A 19111-nucleotide genomic window follows, 5' to 3' on the forward strand; every position below is an offset into this window, starting at 1 on the left:
TTGCCTTCATATTTTCTAAAAGTATGCATTCTAACATAAAAAATGTAAGATTTTATTAATAAGTAATGAAAATTAAATTTTACTTTTTATCTCATCATGTAGATTTTTGTATTTTTGCAGTTGTATTTTGATAAGTTCTTCTATACTATTTGGTACGAAGGGGAGCAAATCAATCTTTTTATTTTTCATTCTTAAAGTATTGACAAAAACACACAATGTGTGTTAAAATTTATTTTTAAGGAAGTGAAAATGACTACAAATCTAAATAAAATAAGAACAAATGTATATCTTGATGCAACAACAAAAGAGAAAGCACAAGAGATTTTTAAACAATATGGTTTAGGATTGAGTGAAGCTTTTAATATTTTTTTAACTCAAAGTGTTTTGCAAAGAGGCATTCCATTTGAGATAAAAATTCCAAATGATGAAACATTAGAAGCTATAAAAGATGCAAGAGCAAAGAAGAATATGTCTAAAGTTAGCCTTGAAGATTTAAAAAAAGATATATAAAATGCTTGAATTAGAAGTTCATAAAACTTTTACAAAAGATATAATCAAGGCGAAATTAAATCCCACAAATAGTGCAAAACTATTTTTATATATTTCAAAACTTTTAAATAATGAAGAGTTACCAAAAGAGGCAAAAAATCATTTTTTGAGTGGAGAGTGGAGTGATACGCAAGAATTTCATATTAGTGGAGATTTACTTGTAATTTATATGATAAGTGAAAGTAGTTTACAACTTCTTAGGATTGGAACTCACTCCCAGCTTTTTAAGAAATTTTAGAGATTATAAACCTACTCAAAAATTATAATCTCAGTTTCAAGCTCTATATTAAACTGCTCTTTGACTTTTTGCTTTGCAAGATTTATTAAATTAATTGCTTCATCAAAAGTTCCAGAACCGTGATTTACCAAAAAGTTTGCATGAGTATTTGAAAATTCCATATCTCCAACTCTATATCCTTTTAAACCAACTGCTTCTATAAGTCGTCCAGCAAAATCACCTTTTGGATTTTTAAAACAGCTTCCAGCACTTGCTATTTGTGGTTGATTATCTCGCATTTTTGTAAACTCATTTTGCATATCTTTTGAAAAACCCTTTTTGATATTAAAAACTGCTTCATAAATAATAGAATTGATATTTGTATGTCTATACGAAAAATCTACATCCTCTTTTTTTATATATCCATCTTTAGTTTTTATACTGTGAAGATAGTTGAAAATTTCCCACTCTTTTAGCCCTGCATTCATCTTTACAAGTCCACCCATATTTCCAGGTAATTTTGCCAAAAACTCTAAAGAGGCAATATCATTTTTTCTTGTATATGTAAGAAGTTTCCCACTACTAGTAGCACAACCAACATACAAAAGATTATTTTCCTCTTTGATATAATCAAACTCTTCACCTAAAATTGCAAATTTTTTATTGCAATTTGGAGAAATTAGTAAATTATTTCCTCTTCCAATTATCTGATAATCAGGATATTCACCTATTTCATTTATAACTAAAACTTCTTTTTCTCCACCAATATGTATAGAAGAGTATCTTTTAAAATCTACTGTTTTATAGTAATTAGCTATTTTTTCACTCATCTAGCTCTTAACTCTTCATATTCACTTGGGATTAAAAAATCTTCTGCTTTTATTAAATTTTGATAGTGTCCATTTTTATATCCCAGCTCAAAAAGTTTATTTAGAGCTTTATATTGAATTTCACTCATTTTTACAGAATTATCGTTTGCATATAAATCTAAATATTTGTCTAAAGTTTCAGCATCTACACGAATTAAGCCTTTTTCTAAAAGCATTGGAGCTAAAGTTTTTCTATTTTTATTTGCAACATCAACAGCTTTTATTAAAGCATTTTCATATTTTATAGCATCAGTAAGTGGAATTGAACGTCTTAAGCACATTCCACCAAGAGGAAGCGGCAAAGCTTCACCATTGCATAGTTCTACCCAAATATCCCAAATCTCACGTTCTACTTCAAGAAGATTGCTATAAGTTAAAATTGACTCATGAATTAAAACTCCAGCATCTACATCGCCATTTATTACAGCATTTTCAATATCTAAAAAATTCATATAAGTAATTCTGGCATCAGGATATGCAATTTTAAATAAAAGAGCATTTGTAGTAAACTCTCCACTAAGTGCAACTTTAAAGTTTTTCTTTAGTCTAATTCCTTTTTTCTTAATAAGTTTTGGACCATAACCCTCTCCAAATGAAACAGCAGTTTTAAGCAAGGCAAAATCATCTTTAACAAAAGGATACAAAGCAAAAGATATAGCACAAATGTCGTAAGTTCCTTTTAGTGTTGCTTGATTTAAAGTCTCTATATCTAAAGCTATATTTTCAAATTTTACTTCAGGTAAACTAACCCAACCAAATTTAATAGCATAATACATAAATATATCATCGGCATCAGGAGAGTGCCCTACACTAATAGTTCTCAATTTTGCTCCTTATTTAAAACAATTTTTACAAATCTATAATTTGATGTTGGCTTTGACATTAAAGCTATTGTTCCTAAAAGATTTTTATCTAAAATTATCTCTTTTTTATATATTTTATCATCTATTTTAAAACTAGCTGTATCACCACTTTTTAATTTTGCAATATTTAAAAAAGTTTGACTAGCAAGCAATTTTTCATTATTTTGAGTATTTGTAAAATAAACCAAAGTTCCATTAAATGTTTGCAAATCATCTACTTCATCTAAAGATAAATCAGAACAAGAGTTTACTTTTTCTTCAAAAATTTTATCACAAAATATAAGTTCAAAATCTGTATATTTTTTAATATTTGCTAGAAGTTTTACAATATTTTCAACTCTTATGTGTTTGATTAAATCATCTCCAATAAAAAGAGCTTTTTTTGAAGCTTCTTCAAATTTAAGAAAAGCTTCTTCAAACTCCTCTTCTCCTGCACTACTTTCAGCTGATAAATACCCAATATCAAGATTTTCTAAAAAATCTTGTTGCTCTTTTGGTAATTTTTTTGCAAAAAAGTTAAAAATCAAAGCCAAAATAGCCTCTTCACTTGCTACTTCATATTTTATAAATTGATCATAAAAATCTTTTAATTCAAAATTATCAATTGGGTGCATATATATAAAATCAGCTCCATTACTAGAAGCTTTTTGTAAACTATTTTTTAATTTCTCATCTTCAAAAAATGCACCAATACTTAAAATATAATCATAATTTTCTATAATTTTCACTAATCTTCCTTTTAAAAAAATCCAACTTTTGTTTCACTATCAAACTGACCTTTTTTCTCTTTGCTTATTTGCTCTTCAAAATCTTTTAGAGTAAAAACTGCATCTTCACTAATTGCTAATTTATAAGCTGTATTTTTTATAACCAACTCAATTTGTCCACCTGTAAGCTCATGTTGTGCAATTTTTTCAAAATCAAAATCTTTTTCCAAAGGTAAAGTTGCTGGAATTAATTTTTTCCAAAGTTGCTCTCTTTGCTCTTTGTTTGGTTTTACAAACTCAATTTTATAGTTAAATCTTCTTGAAAATGCTTTATCGAGATTTTCAAGCAAGTTTGTAGTTGCTATTAAAATTCCATCAAATCTCTCAATTTGTTCCAAAAATATATTTTGCATTTGATTATGCATCTTATCAGCACTGCTTCCTGCTCCACTACTTCTTGAGCTTAAAAATTGATCAGCTTCATTTAAAAGTAAAACTGGCTCACTTTTTGTTTGCTCTTTGATTTCATTATATTTATCAAAAATATTTCGTACATTTTTTTCACTCTCACCTATATACATTGATAATATTTTTGAGCAATCAAAACTTAAAACCTCTTTTTTTAGTGACTTTGCAAGAGCTAAAGCTGTAATTGTTTTTCCAGTTCCTGCAACTCCATAAAAAATTATTTTTGCATCTATTCCTCTTTTTTTATCTTTTATTCCCCAAGCTTTTAGCCTATTTATAACACTTTTATCAACTTGTTTTAAAAGATTGTTTAAAGTCTCTTTTGTTTTTGGATTTAAAACAACATCATCTAAAATTTTTGAAGTTGTACTTAATTCAAACATCTCCTGATCTTTTATGATTGTTTCAAGTTTTATTTTTGAAACTGTTGAGCCTTTTTTATTTGGATGAGATATTTTATACAAAACTTCATCTGGAATATAAAAGTTTCTATTAATTCCACCAAATGGTGTTAAAACCTCATCATAATCAACCAAATTTTTTGAAATCAAAGTTGAACTCTCTTCAAGCAGACTTCTATATTTTATCTTCTCATAATCATCATTTGATATTAACTCAAGAAGATAGTTCATCTCTCTTAGTGTTCCATCTCCTCCGCTATATTCCTCTTTTAATAAAGCCAAAAATAGTATTTTTTCTTGCTCATCCAAACCTTGTTCTTTAAAAAATTCTTCTATTAAAATCTTGTTTGTAGTTGCGTTTATTCTATCTTTTATTCTATTTTCTACAAGTAAAAGCTTATTTTTTAATCTATTAGAACTAGGAGAATTTATATCGAAATTTCTTTTTACTATATTTAATTGTTGAGTAATATCAATTTTTAAAAATTGGTCTTGAAGATACTCTAAATGGTCACTATAATTTTTTATTTCAGGTAATACAAACTCACTATTTCCACTTTCAAGCATTTTTAAATAAGCGCTAGAAAGTGCTACACTTGAATTTATAAGTTCTAATTTTGAAGCTTCATTTAATTTTACTTGATCAAAAGCAACTTGAATCAACCATCCAAACTCAAGTAAAGATTTTATCAAACTTAGTTTTTCCAAATGTTCATATTTTTCAATACTATAAAACTGTCCTAAAATATCAATTGTACTTAGTACATCTCTTCCATTTATATACTCTTTTGAGAGGTACTGCAAAATTTTTGCTTCTTCTAAACTACACTTAAGCTGATTAAAAAATTTTGTTTTTTCAACATTTTTTGCTTTTAAAAAATCTATTACCTCTTGCATAAAACCCTTACAAATATTAATTTAATTAAGCATATATATTATCTTAAATCGTCTTAACTACAAATGAATAAAAAAATGATAAAATACAAGCATTTATTTTTAAAGGAGACTTTTATTATGCTAAAAGTTATTAAGTTCTCTTCTGTTTTTATAGTTTTATCTCTTTTTAGTGCTTGCGCTAATCATGAAAAAGCTATGAAAGTTTTGCCAAATGAGCTTGAGCAAGTAAATATTGATTGCAAAAGAGATAGCTTGGCTTTTGAGTTAGATTGTTATGATTTTATAGCAGAAAAAAATAGTTTTGCAATGCTAAGACTTGGAATTGATGCTCAAAATAAAGGAAGACCTGCTGAAGCCTTTGAGAGATATACAAAAGCACAAAAAGCTGGTAATTTCTATGCAAATGCACTTTTATCAGCTCTTTATGGAAATGGTTTAGGTGTAGAATTTGATGAAAAAAAATCTATAAATCTTCTAAAAGATGTTGAAGATGTTGATCCAATAGCAGCTTATAGATTATCTTTTTACTATTTTTCAAATGAAAATCCACAAAAAGCTATAGAACTTCTTGAATATGCTGCTACAAATGAAGTAAAAGATGCTCAAAAAGATTTAGTTCTTGTTTATACAAATGGTCAATATATAGAAGCAAACGACGAAAAAGCTCTTTTTTATGATAATTTATATCAAGATGAAAAAGAAGATTTTACAAAAAAAATTTATGGTAGGTAATAGATGAGAAATTATATTTTATTACCAATTTTTACTATTTTTCTTTTTAGTGCTTGTTCTTTTAAAATGCCCGAATTTCTAACTTTTTCTGATATAAATTATGATGAACTTTTAAAAGAAGCCAATATTTGTAAAGATTTAGATACCGAAAAAGAAAAACTAGAGTGCTATAAAAAAATAGAAAATAGTAACTCTTTTGCACAAATTAGACTAGGAACTTATTATTCAACAAAAAACGAGTATAAAGAGAGTTTAAAATACCTAAATATGGCTGATGAGAATAAAAATCTCTATGTAAAATTGCCATTAGCTCTTTTGTACTATAAAGGAGAAGGAGTAAAAAAAGATATAAATAAATCTTTTGAACTTTTAAAAGAGTCTAGCGATATTGACCCTATTGCAGCATTTCAGTTATCAAGATTTTATCTTCAAGGAATAAATACAAAAATAGATAATGAAAAAGGTATAGATTTACTTAATTTCTCTGCTCAAAATGGAGTATTTCAAGCTCAAGAGTTATTGTCAAATGTATATAAACAAGGACTTTATGGAGTTGCAAAAGACCAGATAAAATATGAGTACTGGCTAAACAAAGCTAATTCTAATAAAGAGAACAAAAACTCAAATATTTATATCTTCTAAAATTTTTTAAAAAGGTCGCAAATCCTATTTTAAAGAGTAAAAGATGATAAAAAGTAATATCTTTTCAGGGCTTACAGTTGGAATTATTGCATTGCCTTTGTCTATGGCACTTGCAATTGCAACTGGAGTTCCACCTCAACTTGGTCTTTATACAGCAATTATTGCAGGAATTTTAGCAGCTATTTTTGGAAGTAGTAAAGTAAATATTTCTGGACCAACTGCTGCTTTTATTGTTATTTTAATCCCAATAGTTCAACAATTTGGAATAACTGGACTACTTTTATGTGGATTTTTATCTGGTATTATTTTAGTTTTAGTTGGACTTTTTAAACTAGGAAATTTAATAGAATTAGTTCCTTATCCAGTAACAGTTGGATTTACATCTGGAATTGCAGTTGTAATTGCAACTCTTCAAATAAAAGATTTTTTTGGGCTTACAATAGAAAATTTCAGTGGAACTTATATAGATAAAATTGTTTTGCTTTTCAACTCTTTTTCTACATTTAATCTTTTTGAGTTTTTAACTGCAAGTGCCACTTTATTTTTACTAATAATTTGGAGGAAAACAAAAAGTAAAATTCCTGCTGCTTTGGTGGCTTTAGGAGTTGTTGCCATTTTTGTAGCTTTTTTTAACTCTTTTTATGGTTTAAATATTTCAACAATTAACTCTACTTTTACTTATGTTGTAGATGGAGTAACGGCAAATGGAATTCCTCCTATTCCTTTACAATTTTCTCTTCCTTGGGAGTTTTTAAAACCTCATGAAATAAATATTGATTTACTCATAAAACTTCTTCCTCATGCAATTGCAATTGCAATTTTAGGGGCTTTGGAATCTCTTTTATGTGCAGTTATAAGTGATGCTATGACTGGAAATAAAACAGACCCAAATAAAGAGTTAATAGGTCAAGGAATTGCAAATATGGTAGTGCCATTTTTTGGAGGAATTCCAGCAACTGCAGCAATTGCAAGAACAGTAGCAAATATAAATTCAGGAGGAACAACAAAATTATCTTCAATAGTTCACTCTATTTTTATATTGGCTTCTATTTTATTAATTGCTCCAATTATTTCATATCTTCCAATGGCCGCATTATCTGCTTTATTACTTATGGTTGCTTGGAATATGAGTGAAGTTAAACACTTTGTAAATATTTTAAAAACTGCACCAAAAGATGATATTTATGTACTTTTAACATGTTTTTCTTTAACTGTTTTAATAGATATGGAAGTTGCTGTTGCTGTTGGAATTGGTCTTGCTTCTATACTGTTTATCAAACGAACTATTGATTTATACTCTATTGAGCTTGTAAGCGAAAATTTAGAAACACATCAAGATATGCCAAAAGATATTTTAATCTATGATATAAATGGACCTATGTTTTTTGGTGCTGCTCAAAAAGCTTTAAAAACTTTAGCAAATATAAATGAACAAAAAAATATTGTAATACTAAATATGAAAAATGTATCAATGCTTGATATGACAGCAATGGTTGCTTTAAAATCAATAGTTGATAGTTTTGAAGCTAAAAATAAAAAGCTTATATTTGCAGGACTAAATCAAAATGTTTTAAAAAAACTAGAGCGTGCAAAATTTGATTATGTTACAACTTTTTCAAATATAAATGATGCAATAGAGTATGCTATGCATAAAAAGAATTTAATACAAGCGTAGAGAGTTTTTAATTCTCTACAAAGCTATATAAAGTCTCTATCTCTTTTGCCCAAATAGACTCATCAATAGTCTCTAAAACAAGTGGAATATCATCCATTCTAGAATCATTCATCAAAAATTTAAAAGCATCCCAACCAATTTTTCCCTCTCCTAAACTATCGTGTCTATCAACACGACTCCCAAGCTCAGGTTTAGAATCATTTATATGCATTCCACTTAAATATTCAAATCCTACAATCTTTCCAAACTCATTCCAAGTTTTATCGTAAGCTTCACGCGTTCTTATATCATAACCAGCTGTAAACATATGACATGTATCAATACAAACACCAACTCTGGTTTTATCTTCAATCTTATTTATAATATAAGCTAGATGCTCAAATTTATATCCAAGATTACTTCCTTGCCCAGCTGTATTTTCAAGCACTAGCTTTACACCACTTGTTTTATCAAGAGCGTAGTTCATAGATTCTGCAATATTATTTAAGCACTCCTCTTCGCTAATCTCTCTTAAATGACTTCCTGGATGAAAATTTAATCTATCCAAAGCTAAAATTTCACATCTTTGAACTTCATCTATAAAACTATTTAAAGATTTTTTTCTAGCTTCAATATTTGGATGCCCAAGATTTATAAGATATGAGTCGTGAGGCAAAATATGTTTTGATTCTATTTTTGATTTTTCTAACTCTTTAAACCATAAATCAATTGTTTTATTATCAAGTGCTTTTGCATTCCATTGTCTTTGATTTTTTGTAAATAGTGCAAAAGCTTTAGCACCAATTTCAACAGCATTCTTTGGAGCATTAAAAACTCCACCACTAGCACTTACGTGCGCACCAATAAATTTCATTTTTACTGCTTCTGACAAAACATATTTAAGTTTAAATGTACAATATCCAAAGCAGCTGGTGTAATACCAGAAATTAAACTTGCATTGTATAAAGTTGGTGGTCTGTGCTTTTCAAGCTTTTCGACAACTTCATTTGAAAGTCCAGGAAGTCCTCTATATGAGAAGCTTTCAGGTATATTTAGTTTTAGCATTTTTTTCATTTTTTCTATTTGTTTTTGTTGTTTTTGAATATATCTATAATATTTTGCTTCTATAATAATTTGCTCTTTTAAATAACCATCTATATCTTTTAAGCTAGGTACTAAAATATCAAACTTATCTTTATCTATAGTATTTCTTCCTATTAAATCTATTAGTAAAACTCTATCATTTATTTTATCTTCTCCAATACTATCAAGAAGTTCCAAAGTCTCTTTTTTTGCAGTTAGCCAGCTATTTGCCATAAACTCAACTGCCTCATCAAGAGTTTTTCTTTTTTCTTCTACTTTGTCTATTTGTTCTTTACAGATAAGTCCTAATTCATATCCATAACGGCTTAGTCTTATATCAGCATTCTCTTCTCTTAAAAGAAGTCTATACTCAGCTCTTGAAGTAAACATTCTATATGGTTCGTGCGTTCCTTTTGTAACTAAATCATCAATTAAAACACCAATATATGCCTCATCTCGTCTTAAAATAAATGGCTCTTTATTATCAATTGCCAAAGATGCATTTATACTTGCCATCAATCCTTGAGCAGCAGCTTCTTCATATCCTGTTGTTGCATTTATTTGCCCTGCATGATAAAGATTTTTTATCTTTTTAGTTTCAAGTGTATGTTTTAACTCTGTTGGATCAACATAATCATACTCAATAGCATATCCATATCTAATAACTCTTGCATTCTCTAAACCTTTTACACTTGCTATCATCTTTTTTTGTATTTCAATAGGCAAAGAACTAGACATTCCATTTATATAGTACTCTGTACATTTTGCAGTTTGAGGTTCTAAAAATAGTTGATGTCTATCTCTTTCACTAAATCTTTTTACCTTATCTTCAATACTAGGACAATATCGTGGACCTGAGCCTTGAATCTGTCCTGTATATATTGGAGCTCTATGAAAATTTTGTGAAATAATTTCATGAGTATCAAGGTTTGTATATGTTACATAACATGGATATTGTGTTGGATTAAAAGTTTTTTTAGGCGTTCTAAATGAAAATGGAGTTGGTTTTATATCACCTCCATGCATATCCATAACACTAAAATCAATACTATTTGCATCAAGTCTTGATGGAGTTCCAGTTTTTAGTCTTCCTACATTTAATCCTAACCCTTTTAATTGAATAGAAAGAGTACTAGATGGTAACTCCCAAGCTCTTCCAGCTTCATAAGTGTTTTCCCCAATATGGATTAAACCTCTCATAAAAGTTCCAGTTGTAAGAATAGTTTTTAAAGATTTAAACTCTTCTCCAAGTTTTGTTTTTACACCTAAAACTTCATCATTTTCAACGATTAAATAACTAACCTCATCTTGATAAATATCTAAATTTGGTGTGCTATGACAAACTTTTCGCATATATTCTTTGTACTCATCCATATCAATTTGAGCTCTTGTACCTTGAACAGCTGCACCTTTTGAGTCATTTAATATTCTAAATTGAATTCCTGTAGCATCTGTACAAAGTCCCATTTCACCACCAAGAGCATCTAGTTCTCTTACTAAATGACCTTTTGCTAAACCACCAATTGCAGGGTTACAACTAGCTGCTCCTATTTGCTCAACTAACATAGTAATTAATAGTGTTTTTTTTCCAAGTCTTGCACCTGCTAGTGCTGCTTCAATACCAGCATGTCCTGCACCAACAACGATAATATCGTATTGCATTAAATTTTCCTTTTTAAAGAGTATAGATTTTTAAATATTAGTAAAAATTAGCTTCTTATGAATTTTTGGCTATTATAACCAAATTTTATCTAAAGGTTTTTTAAGTGTTTACAGGGCTTATAAGAGAATTAGCAAAAGTAGAAAGTTTTTCAAACAATATTTTAACTTTAAAAGCAGAATATAAACCAAAAATTGGAGACTCTATTGCTGTAAATGGAGCTTGTTTAACAGTTATTAAAATAGGAAATAATAGTTTTAGTGTAGAGTTGTCTCCTGAAAGTAGATCTCTTTTAGCACTAGAAAACTACAAAAATGAAGTTCATATAGAACCAGCAATGCAAATGGGTGATAGATTTGAAGGGCATATTGTCCAAGGACATATTGATTGTATAGGGCTAGTTGAAAAAATAGAAAAAAATGGAAACTCTACTGATTTTTATATCTCTTTACCAAAAGAGTTTATTAAATTTGTTATTTCAAAAGGAAGTATTACTATTGATGGAGTTTCACTTACAGTTAATGATGTTTTTGAAAATTCTTTTAGACTAACAATAATTCCACATACTATACAAAATACAATTTTTAAAAACTATAAATCAGGAAGCAAAATTAATATTGAAACTGATATGTTTGCAAGATATATTTATAATATGTTTAAAAAAGATAATAAATTGTCTTGGGGAGATGTTGATAAAATAATGGCTAGATACTAATTTTTAAAATATTAAAAATTACTATTTCTGCTCTTTATTCTCTATAATCTTTAACTCTTCTAAGTTTTCTAAAGTACTATTTTCTTGATTTTCAATATTGCTATTTGCTTCATAAGTGTAAAAGAATCTTTTTTTTAGAGGTTTCGCATAGGGTTTTATTGTTGCAATTTTCATCTCTGGAAAATCTTTTATCTCTACAACCTTACCAACTCTAAGTCCTTCATAAAAAATATTGTCCATTCCCGAAGTTATAACTTCATCTCCAATATTTATATCAGCCCAAACAGGAATAAATTTTACAGATAATAAATCCGATGATTCATCATTTGAAGTTGCAATTCCAGGATTTTTTTCATTTCCTATAAAAACAGCATAAGTACAATCTTTATTCCCATTTAAAAGTCCTATACTTTTACCATTTTTAGTCATAGAAATTCCAGCAGCATAATTATCAGAGATTAATCCTAATATTTTATTATCCGTAGGAACTTTATCTAACCAAACACTTGTAAAATCATCAAAATGTACATACGATAAAACTCTAATAACTTCAATTTTAGAGTTAATTTCTGGAATTTCTATATTTTCTAGTAAGTTTTTTAAATCATCGATTGTTGATACTGTAGTATTGTATAGTACTTTATACTCTTTTAATTCCAAGTTTTCATTTTGAAGATCTCTTATTAATCTTTCGTGTTCAAAATGGTTTGCAACCTTTTGGGATACACTTATGTATGTATTTATATATGATTCTTTTAAATTTCCAAATACTTTAAAGTGCTTTGCTAGAAACTCATCTAATTCAAAAAGATAAGATAATCCAGCAAATACAATTAGTAGTAAAAATAAAAATCGCTTCATTTTTAAATAATTTAAGAGTTTTTCATATCTTCAATAATTTTTAAAAGTCCTGGCTCATCTAAAACTTGACTTGTTCCATAAGCAACAGATAAAAGCGGCTCATCTGCAATTCTTACAGGGATTTTTACAATTTCAGTTAGATATTTATCTAATCCTCTAATCAAAGCTCCACCACCTGTTATTATAATTCCATTATCAACAACATCTCCAGCTAAATCAGGTGGCATATTTTCTAAAACACTTCTAATAGCACTTGCAATCTCTTTTAGAGGTTCTTTTATTGCAATTCTAATTCCTTCACTTCCAAGCTCAATTGTAGATAAATATCCAGAGTGGTCTTTACCTTTGATTTGTATTTTTAATTCTGGATCAAGTTTAATCGCTGCAGCAACAGCAATTTTAACATTTTCAGCTGTTCTTTCACCTATAAATAAATTGTAATTTTGTCTTACATATTCAATAATTGATCTATCAATTTTATCTCCACCAACTTTAACTGATTTACATAAAACTAAACCACCCAAAGATGTAACACCAATCTCAGTAGTTCCTCCACCAATATCAACAACCACATGACCCTCTGGATCAGAAACTGGAATTCCAGCTCCAATTGCTGCTGCCATTGGCTCTTCTACAAGGAAAACTTCTCTTGCTCCTGCACTTAAAGCTGACTCTTCAACTGCTTTTCTCTCAACTTGTGTAATACCATAAGGAATACATATAATTACTCTAGGTCTTATAAATGATTTTCTTGAGTGTGCTTTTTCGATAAAGTATCTAATCATTCTTTCAGTCATCTCAAAATCAGCAATAACTCCATCTTGCATAGGACGAACTGCTTGAATATTTATTGGAGTTTTCCCTAACATTCTTTTTGCTTCTTGACCAACTGCCAAAATTCTATCTTTTCCATGTCTATCTCTTTGTACTGCTACAACAGATGGTTCATTTATAATAATCCCTTTCCCTTTTACTGATACAATTGTATTTGCTGTACCCAAATCTATTGCCATATCGTTTGAAAAAACGCCTATAAATTTATCTAAAATCATAATTATCCTTTAATTACTTTTGGTTCTTCTTTTTTTAAAACTACATCTTTTGTAATAACTATTTTCTTATTCTTATATTTTGGAAGATCAAACATAATATCAAGCATAATGTCTTCCAAAATAGACCTCAACCCTCTTGCACCTGTTTTTCTAATAATTGCTAAACTTGCTAACTCTAAAAGGGCATCTTTTTCAAACTCTAAAGTTACATTATCCATCTCAAATAATTTTATATATTGTTTGATTAGGGCATTTTTTGGCTCTGTTAAAATATGAACCATATCCTCTTTTGTAATCTCATTTAAAGTTGCAATCATATGTAATCTTCCAATAAGCTCTGGAATAAGTCCATATTTTACTAAATCATCTGTTTCAACATTTGAAATAATCTTATCTTGCTCAACTTTTGATTTTTTATCTTGATTAAATCCTAAAATATTTGAGCCTTGTTTTCTTTTTATTATATCTTCAAGCCCATCAAAAGCTCCTCCACAAATAAACAAAATATTTGTAGTATCAACTTGTAATGAATCTTGACCAGGGTGTTTTCTTCCACCTTTTGGTGGAACATTTACAACAGCACCTTCTATGATTTTAAGTAAAGCTTGTTGCACACCCTCTCCTGAAACATCTCTTGTTATGCTTCTATTTTCACTCATTCTTGCAATTTTATCTATTTCATCAATAAAAATAATTCCTCTTTGAGCTTTTTCTATATCTCCACCAGCTGCTTGTACAAGTCTTGTTACAACGTTTTCAACATCATCACCAACATATCCAGCTTCTGTTAAGCTTGTAGCATCTGCAATAGCAAGAGGAACATCAAGATATTTTGATATTGTTTGAGCCAAAAGAGTTTTTCCACTTCCAGTAGGTCCAATTAAAAGTACATTTGATTTATTTAATTCAATATCACCTTGTAATTCATCTTTTCTAAAAATTCTTTTGTAATGGTTATAAACAGCAACTGAAAGAACTTTTTTAGCTCTTTCTTGTCCAATAACATACTCATCTAAAATCTTTTTTAATTCAGCAGGAGTTTTGATTTTTATATTTTCTACTTTTTCAGGTTTAGAATTTTTTTCTCCCTCAACAAAATCACCACTCATAATATCATACGCAGCACCAACGCAAGCTTTACATATACAAGCATTGTCTCCTGTTATTATAGGATTTGCTTTTGTGTCTGCTACTCCACAAAAATCACATATTAGTTTACTCATTTTCGCTCTTTATTTTTCTTTCAAAAGGAATACCTCTTTTTGTATTTAATACAAAATTAGCCATCTCTTTTACATAAGAATTTTTATCATTTTCATATAAATCAAGTGCAGCTTCTTGAAGAGGTTTTCCCATGCTAAATAGTAATCTGTATGCATGCTTTAGAGCATCTACATCTTCTCTATTTTCTAGTCTTCTTCTAAGACCTACAAGATTTAATCCTTTTACTAAAGCTTTATTTCCTTCAGCTAAACAAAATGGTGGAATATCTTGTGCAACTGCACTCGCACCTCCTACCATTACACCTGTTCCAATTTTACAAAATTGATGAATTGGAGTAAGACCACCAATAACTACAAAATCTCCACACTCGACATGACCAGCCAAAGTTACACCATTTGCAAAAATTGAGTTATTTCCAATAACACAATCATGAGCAACATGAGTATATCCCATAAATAAATTATTGTTTCCAATAACTGTTTTAGCGTGTCCTGTTATGGTTCCTGGATTAAATAAAGTGTATTCTCTAATCTTATTGTTATCACCAATAATTAGCTCAACATCATCATTTGGATTAAACTTCAAATCTTGAGGAATTGTTCCAATTGAAGCATGTGAAAATATATGATTATTTTTTCCAATTGTTGTTTTTCCAGCAATTACGGTATGAGAGTCAACTACCGTTCCATCACCGATTTTCACATTTTTCCCTATAATAGTATATGCTCCAATCCTTACATTTTCCCCTAAAATTGCACCATCTTCAATGATGGCTGTTTTGTGAATATTATTCATTTTCAACCTTAATTATTTATCAACTATCATGGCTTTAAATTCTGCTTCAGCTGTTAGTTTCCCATCAACATAAGCTTTTCCTTCAAGTACCATCAAAGAACTTTTCATTTTAATAGCTGTTAATTCATAGTCAAGTCTATCTCCTGGACGAACTGGATTTCTAAATTTTGCCTTGTCTATACTCATAAAATAGATAACTTTATCTTTCATCTGCTCATCTGTTAAACCTGAACTCTTAAGAGCTAAAACTCCACCACATTGTGCCATTCCTTCAAGTATCATAACACCTGGATAAATTGGATGTCCAGGAAAATGCCCTTGAAATGCTGGTTCAGATATAGAGATATTTTTAAAACCTTTTATAGATTTTGTAACTTCCATATCAGTAATTCTATCTACTAGAAGAAGAGGGTATCGGTGAGGTAAAATCTCTTGAATTTGTATAATATCAAACATAATAATTCCTGAATTTTAAAATTGCTAAAGTTGTGGATTATAACTAAAACTTGTTTAGTTTTTTATAATGCTTGCAACATTTTTTGAACTACCATGTTTTAAATAGTCTCTTAAAAGCTTAGAATTTTCAAAAAAAAGATTTCTATCAAAAGTTTTATAATCTTTTAAAAGATTTTCAACACTAACTTCATTTTGTAAAAATTCACTGTGAAGTTTTTTGTTTGTCATTTTTTCAAAAAATATATTTGCAAGCCCTACATAATTTAATTTTACAAAAGTTTTTCCAATAAAAAAGTCTAATTTTTTTGCAATATAAGATAAAGTAAAAGGAGTTCCAATAAGTGCAGCTTCTAAAGTAGCAGTTCCTGAACAAATAAAAGCATATTCAGCCTCCAAAAGTGCTTCATGTGAATTTTTTGATATTTTAAAATCACTAATATCTCCATAAATTTTTTTTATATAATCATCATCAAATTTTGATGGAATTACCAAAATATAATCTTTGTTAGGGATTTTTTTAATCAATTCTTTAAAAATTGGCATTAAATTTTTTATCTCTGTTTTTCTACTTCCTGGCATAAAAACTATTTTGTCTGAATTTGATAATTTATCTTTAAATTTTGGTATTTCATCTAAAAGAGGATGTCCTACATAAGTTATTTTTGATTTATCATTGTAAATATCACTTTCAAAAGGTAAAATTGAGCATAATTTCGTGCAATATTTCTCTAGTGCTATAACTCTTTTTCTCTTCCAAGCCCAAGCTTGAGGAAGAATATAATAAATAATCTCTTTATTTGGATAAGTAAGCTTTAGTTTTTTTGCTAAAGGCAGATTAAATCCACTGCTATCAAGAAGTAAAACCTTATCACAATCTTTTGCTAACTCTACAAGTTCATCTCTAAGACGAAAAAAGAATTTTAATTTTTTGAGAGCATCAACAAATCCCATAATTGCTAAAGAGCTTAAATCATAAAGTGGATTTCCTAATTCCTTATCAAAAACTCCAACAAACTCAATATCATCATCTAAATATTTTTTTAACTCTTTTAGATGAATATTCGATGATGTCTCCATAGCACTTACTAAAATTTTCATACAATCTCCTCTTTTATATCTTCATATGTTACACTATTTATAAAAATTTCATATTTAGTATCAATAATCTCATCAATAACAATTAAAGCACTTAAATCAAAAGGATTCTTCAAAATATTGTTTCTTAGTATAATTTCATCTTCAAAATTTATAGATTTAAATATTAGCTCTTTTGTGTTTTTATAGTTTGTTTTTGCAATTTTATTAAAAGTATTCAAAGATATTATTTTTACTTCATCTTTTGCTAAATAGTTTATACCATCTTTTTCATACTCTATTTTTGAACTAGTTTGATTTTTATTAATAGTTGAATAAGCAAAAATATAAGAAGGAATAATCTCTTTATTTACTATAACTTTTCCGCCTAGTAACCTATAATTTAAAAATCTTTGTTTTATTAATTTATACTCTTTTTTCTCATTTTCAAGAGTGTTTCTTTTTTTGTAAAGCTCTAATCTTTGCTCGATTGATTCAGGTAGGATTTGTTTAGAAATAGGATTAAACATCTCATCCATAATCTTTTTTTGATGTTCTCTTTGAGCCGTTAAACCAAATAAACAACCACAATAATTTTGTCTATAAAGACTATTCTCTTTTACTCTAAGCACTTGAATTTCGGCTCCATTTCCACTTCTATAATCCCTAAAAATAAATTCTACTCCAGTTTTTTTAGTTAAATTATTTCCTATAATTTCAAGTTTTTCTTGAGATTTTTTTGGAGAAATCAATAGAGTTGTAGTAAATTTATCATGACCCAATTCTAAAGCTTTTTGAACACTATTATCAAGCCTATCATCATAACAAACAGTACATCTATCACCTTTTTCGGGTAAATGCTCCATTCCTTTTACTTTTTTTAACCAATCTTCAAGGTTATAAGGTCCTTCAATTAATGGAATTCCTAATTTCTTACAAGAGAATTCAACATCTAAATATCGAAGTCTATATTCACTATAAGGATGAATATTTGGGTCATAAAAATAACCTACAAGTTTTTCATCTGGATACTCTTCTTGAATTTTTTCTAAAAAATAATGGCTATCAACCGCACAACAAATATGAACTAACAAAATATATAAACCTTTACAAACTAAAATAAGGTACAATTATAGTTAAAAAGATTTTAATAAAGGATTTCCAATAAAAAATATAGTTTATATAGTAACTTTTTTATTTTTACTTACAGGTTGTAGCCAAAAAGAACTGCAATTAGAATCAAATAGTGCAACAATATTAATAAAAACACCAAATATGAAATTTAATGACAAAGGCTTTATTTTTAAATTCAAAGATTATACACAAGTTCAAATTTTTAGTGCAGGAGTTGCTATTTTAGATATGAAGATATATGAAGATAAAATTTGTAAAAGTACTTTTAAATGCCAAGATTTAGACACTTTTAACAAAGAAAATTTAAGTTCTACTTATCCAAAAAATTTCTTAAAATCACTATTTGATAAAAAAGAAAAAGAGATAATTCATAAAGATATTAAAAACAATATTTTAATAAAAATAAGCAGAGACTAAGAGGAGCCAAAAAAGAGGGCTCATCTTAGTTTTATGTGTATTAATTGTCAGATTTAGAGTTTTTCATTTTCTTTGACTCTTTGTTATCTTCACTCTTTGATTTTTCATCTTTTTTATTTTTTTTAGGTTTTTCTTTTACACTGTTTTTTACATTGTTTATAATAGAATCACCAAAGCCTTTTATGTTTTTTAAATCGTCAGCAGACTTTATAGTGTTTGTTTTTCTGTACTCAATAATGGCATCAGCTTTTTTATCACCTACTCCCTTAATTTCCATTAACTCACTTTTTGAAGCAGTTTGAAGATCCATAGCCCCTAAAAATAAAGTAGTAAAAATTGCTAAAATAGCAACAAATTTTTTCATGTTCTCTCCTTTAAATTGTAATGTAAAAAATTATATCATAAAAAAAACAAAAATGTACATTAAATTATTTATTAAAAACTAAACTAAAAAAGAGGAGCGAATAATGAAAGAGATTGATATGTATGGGGAATAAAGCAATAAAAAAGCTTACCTTGACCTACTATTGTTTTTCTTAGTAAGACAAGATAAGCTCTTGGGGGGATTTGTAAAACTCAATGAGCTGGCAGCGACCTACGTTTCCACAGGGGGACCCTGCAGTATTATCGGCGATGAAGTG

General features: G+C 28.3%; 21 protein-coding genes. 7 read left to right on the plus strand and 14 right to left on the minus strand.

Annotated features, from left to right (window positions below):
* Positions 1 to 249: 249 nt before the first annotated feature.
* Together CJ670_RS04220 and CJ670_RS04225 are read left to right on the plus strand one after the other, a co-directional pair.
* On the plus strand, positions 250 to 510 hold the full coding sequence (locus tag CJ670_RS04220) for a type II toxin-antitoxin system RelB/DinJ family antitoxin (protein ID WP_105938972.1): 261 nt from the start codon (positions 250 to 252) through the stop codon (positions 508 to 510).
* Between the two features lies 1 nt (position 511).
* A complete protein-coding gene (locus tag CJ670_RS04225; protein WP_105912346.1) occupies positions 512 to 787 on the plus strand; it encodes a type II toxin-antitoxin system YafQ family toxin in 276 nt (91 codons plus the stop codon).
* 11 nt (positions 788 to 798) lie between these two features.
* Here CJ670_RS04225 and CJ670_RS04230 read toward each other — a convergent pair whose 3' ends face one another.
* From CJ670_RS04230 to CJ670_RS04245, 4 genes are read right to left on the minus strand one after another with little or no spacing between them, the layout of a single operon-like run.
* Complete coding sequence (locus CJ670_RS04230) at positions 799 to 1596, minus strand: UDP-N-acetylmuramate dehydrogenase (RefSeq protein WP_105938973.1); 798 nt, start codon at positions 1594 to 1596, stop codon at positions 799 to 801.
* Positions 1593 to 2459, minus strand: a complete 867-nt coding sequence (locus CJ670_RS04235; RefSeq protein ID WP_105938974.1) for a menaquinone biosynthesis family protein — start codon at positions 2457 to 2459, stop codon at positions 1593 to 1595. Before CJ670_RS04235 ends, CJ670_RS04230 begins: the two co-directional genes overlap by 4 nt.
* Complete coding sequence (locus tag CJ670_RS04240) at positions 2456 to 3226, minus strand: hypothetical protein (protein WP_105938975.1); 771 nt, start codon at positions 3224 to 3226, stop codon at positions 2456 to 2458. Before CJ670_RS04240 ends, CJ670_RS04235 begins: the two co-directional genes overlap by 4 nt.
* 11 nt (positions 3227 to 3237) lie before the next feature.
* A complete protein-coding gene (locus CJ670_RS04245; protein ID WP_105938976.1) occupies positions 3238 to 4971 on the minus strand; it encodes an ATP-binding protein in 1734 nt (577 codons plus the stop codon).
* A gap of 117 nt (positions 4972 to 5088) precedes the next feature.
* Between CJ670_RS04245 and CJ670_RS04250 the strand changes: the two genes are divergently transcribed.
* From CJ670_RS04250 to dauA, 3 genes are read left to right on the plus strand one after another with little or no spacing between them, the layout of a single operon-like run.
* Positions 5089 to 5703: a tetratricopeptide repeat protein gene (locus CJ670_RS04250; RefSeq protein ID WP_228154198.1), complete on the plus strand. Its 615-nt coding sequence runs from the start codon at positions 5089 to 5091 to the stop codon at positions 5701 to 5703.
* A gap of 3 nt (positions 5704 to 5706) precedes the next feature.
* Positions 5707 to 6345: a tetratricopeptide repeat protein gene (locus tag CJ670_RS04255; protein ID WP_105938977.1), complete on the plus strand. Its 639-nt coding sequence runs from the start codon at positions 5707 to 5709 to the stop codon at positions 6343 to 6345.
* Between the two features lie 43 nt (positions 6346 to 6388).
* Complete coding sequence (gene dauA / locus CJ670_RS04260) at positions 6389 to 8020, plus strand: C4-dicarboxylic acid transporter DauA (RefSeq protein WP_228154199.1); 1632 nt, start codon at positions 6389 to 6391, stop codon at positions 8018 to 8020.
* A 7-nt stretch (positions 8021 to 8027) separates the two neighbouring features.
* On the opposite strand, the gene nfo is transcribed toward dauA, so the two are convergent.
* Both nfo and mnmG read right to left on the minus strand, forming a co-directional pair.
* Positions 8028 to 8873 carry a deoxyribonuclease IV gene (gene nfo / locus CJ670_RS04265; RefSeq protein ID WP_105938978.1) on the minus strand — a complete coding sequence of 282 codons (846 nt, stop codon included), beginning with the start codon at positions 8871 to 8873 and terminating at the stop codon, positions 8028 to 8030.
* Positions 8874 to 8875: 2 nt separating this feature from the next.
* Positions 8876 to 10744, minus strand: coding sequence for a tRNA uridine-5-carboxymethylaminomethyl(34) synthesis enzyme MnmG (gene mnmG, locus CJ670_RS04270; protein WP_105938979.1), 1869 nt, complete (start codon positions 10742 to 10744; stop codon positions 8876 to 8878).
* Positions 10745 to 10848: 104 nt separating this feature from the next.
* Here mnmG and ribE point away from each other — a divergent pair, with 104 nt between their 5' ends.
* Positions 10849 to 11457: a riboflavin synthase gene (gene ribE / locus CJ670_RS04275; protein WP_105938980.1), complete on the plus strand. Its 609-nt coding sequence runs from the start codon at positions 10849 to 10851 to the stop codon at positions 11455 to 11457.
* A 21-nt stretch (positions 11458 to 11478) separates the two neighbouring features.
* Here the strand turns inward: ribE and mreC are convergent, their stop codons facing one another.
* From mreC to CJ670_RS04310, 7 genes are read right to left on the minus strand one after another with little or no spacing between them, the layout of a single operon-like run.
* The gene (mreC, locus tag CJ670_RS04280; RefSeq protein ID WP_105912337.1) at positions 11479 to 12318 is read right to left on the minus strand and encodes a rod shape-determining protein MreC; all 840 of its coding nucleotides are present in this window, start codon (positions 12316 to 12318) and stop codon (positions 11479 to 11481) included.
* An 11-nt stretch (positions 12319 to 12329) separates the two neighbouring features.
* Positions 12330 to 13370, minus strand: coding sequence for a rod shape-determining protein (locus CJ670_RS04285; RefSeq protein ID WP_105912336.1), 1041 nt, complete (start codon positions 13368 to 13370; stop codon positions 12330 to 12332).
* A 2-nt stretch (positions 13371 to 13372) separates the two neighbouring features.
* Complete coding sequence (gene clpX / locus CJ670_RS04290; RefSeq protein ID WP_105912335.1) at positions 13373 to 14593, minus strand: ATP-dependent Clp protease ATP-binding subunit ClpX; 1221 nt, start codon at positions 14591 to 14593, stop codon at positions 13373 to 13375.
* On the minus strand, positions 14586 to 15389 hold the full coding sequence (gene lpxA, locus CJ670_RS04295; protein ID WP_105938981.1) for an acyl-ACP--UDP-N-acetylglucosamine O-acyltransferase: 804 nt from the start codon (positions 15387 to 15389) through the stop codon (positions 14586 to 14588). Before lpxA ends, clpX begins: the two co-directional genes overlap by 8 nt.
* Positions 15390 to 15401: 12 nt before the next feature.
* Positions 15402 to 15845, minus strand: a complete 444-nt coding sequence (gene fabZ / locus CJ670_RS04300) for a 3-hydroxyacyl-ACP dehydratase FabZ (RefSeq protein WP_105912333.1) — start codon at positions 15843 to 15845, stop codon at positions 15402 to 15404.
* 54 nt (positions 15846 to 15899) lie between these two features.
* Positions 15900 to 16943, minus strand: a complete 1044-nt coding sequence (gene lpxB / locus CJ670_RS04305) for a lipid-A-disaccharide synthase (protein WP_105938982.1) — start codon at positions 16941 to 16943, stop codon at positions 15900 to 15902.
* Entirely contained in the window at positions 16940 to 18013 is a 1074-nt protein-coding gene (locus CJ670_RS04310; protein ID WP_105938983.1) for an epoxyqueuosine reductase QueH, read from the minus strand. The genes lpxB and CJ670_RS04310 overlap by 4 nt, the downstream gene beginning before the upstream one ends.
* A gap of 181 nt (positions 18014 to 18194) precedes the next feature.
* Here CJ670_RS04310 and CJ670_RS04315 point away from each other — a divergent pair, with 181 nt between their 5' ends.
* On the plus strand, positions 18195 to 18470 hold the full coding sequence (locus tag CJ670_RS04315) for a hypothetical protein (protein WP_105912330.1): 276 nt from the start codon (positions 18195 to 18197) through the stop codon (positions 18468 to 18470).
* Positions 18471 to 18510: 40 nt separating this feature from the next.
* On the opposite strand, the gene CJ670_RS04320 is transcribed toward CJ670_RS04315, so the two are convergent.
* Positions 18511 to 18834: a ComEA family DNA-binding protein gene (locus CJ670_RS04320; protein WP_105912022.1), complete on the minus strand. Its 324-nt coding sequence runs from the start codon at positions 18832 to 18834 to the stop codon at positions 18511 to 18513.
* Between the last annotated feature and the right edge of the window lie 277 nt (positions 18835 to 19111).

Origin of the sequence: Arcobacter cryaerophilus gv. crypticus, from assembly GCF_002993025.1 — a bacterium.
GTDB classification, from domain to species: Bacteria; Campylobacterota; Campylobacteria; order Campylobacterales; family Arcobacteraceae; genus Aliarcobacter; species Aliarcobacter cryaerophilus_B.

Bases quoted from the DNA above. Each gene is read 5' to 3' on its own strand.
- clpX (WP_105912335.1), bottom strand. From the start codon at position 14,593: ATGAGTAAACTAATATGTGATTTTTGTGGAGTAGCAGACACAAAAGCA.
- mnmG (WP_105938979.1), bottom strand. From the start codon at position 10,744: ATGCAATACGATATTATCGTTGTTGGTGCAGGACATGCTGGTATTGAA.
- lpxB (WP_105938982.1), bottom strand. From the start codon at position 16,943: ATGAAAATTTTAGTAAGTGCTATGGAGACATCATCGAATATTCATCTA.
- CJ670_RS04255 (WP_105938977.1), top strand. From the start codon at position 5,707: ATGAGAAATTATATTTTATTACCAATTTTTACTATTTTTCTTTTTAGT.
- fabZ (WP_105912333.1), bottom strand. From the start codon at position 15,845: ATGTTTGATATTATACAAATTCAAGAGATTTTACCTCACCGATACCCT.
- CJ670_RS04225 (WP_105912346.1), top strand. From the start codon at position 512: ATGCTTGAATTAGAAGTTCATAAAACTTTTACAAAAGATATAATCAAG.
- nfo (WP_105938978.1), bottom strand. From the start codon at position 8,873: ATGAAATTTATTGGTGCGCACGTAAGTGCTAGTGGTGGAGTTTTTAAT.
- mreC (WP_105912337.1), bottom strand. From the start codon at position 12,318: ATGAAGCGATTTTTATTTTTACTACTAATTGTATTTGCTGGATTATCT.
- CJ670_RS04245 (WP_105938976.1), bottom strand. From the start codon at position 4,971: ATGCAAGAGGTAATAGATTTTTTAAAAGCAAAAAATGTTGAAAAAACA.
- dauA (WP_228154199.1), top strand. From the start codon at position 6,389: ATGATAAAAAGTAATATCTTTTCAGGGCTTACAGTTGGAATTATTGCA.
- CJ670_RS04220 (WP_105938972.1), top strand. From the start codon at position 250: ATGACTACAAATCTAAATAAAATAAGAACAAATGTATATCTTGATGCA.
- CJ670_RS04250 (WP_228154198.1), top strand. From the start codon at position 5,089: ATGCTAAAAGTTATTAAGTTCTCTTCTGTTTTTATAGTTTTATCTCTT.
- CJ670_RS04285 (WP_105912336.1), bottom strand. From the start codon at position 13,370: ATGATTTTAGATAAATTTATAGGCGTTTTTTCAAACGATATGGCAATA.
- CJ670_RS04320 (WP_105912022.1), bottom strand. From the start codon at position 18,834: ATGAAAAAATTTGTTGCTATTTTAGCAATTTTTACTACTTTATTTTTA.
- lpxA (WP_105938981.1), bottom strand. From the start codon at position 15,389: ATGAATAATATTCACAAAACAGCCATCATTGAAGATGGTGCAATTTTA.
- CJ670_RS04230 (WP_105938973.1), bottom strand. From the start codon at position 1,596: ATGAGTGAAAAAATAGCTAATTACTATAAAACAGTAGATTTTAAAAGA.
- CJ670_RS04315 (WP_105912330.1), top strand. From the start codon at position 18,195: ATGAAATTTAATGACAAAGGCTTTATTTTTAAATTCAAAGATTATACA.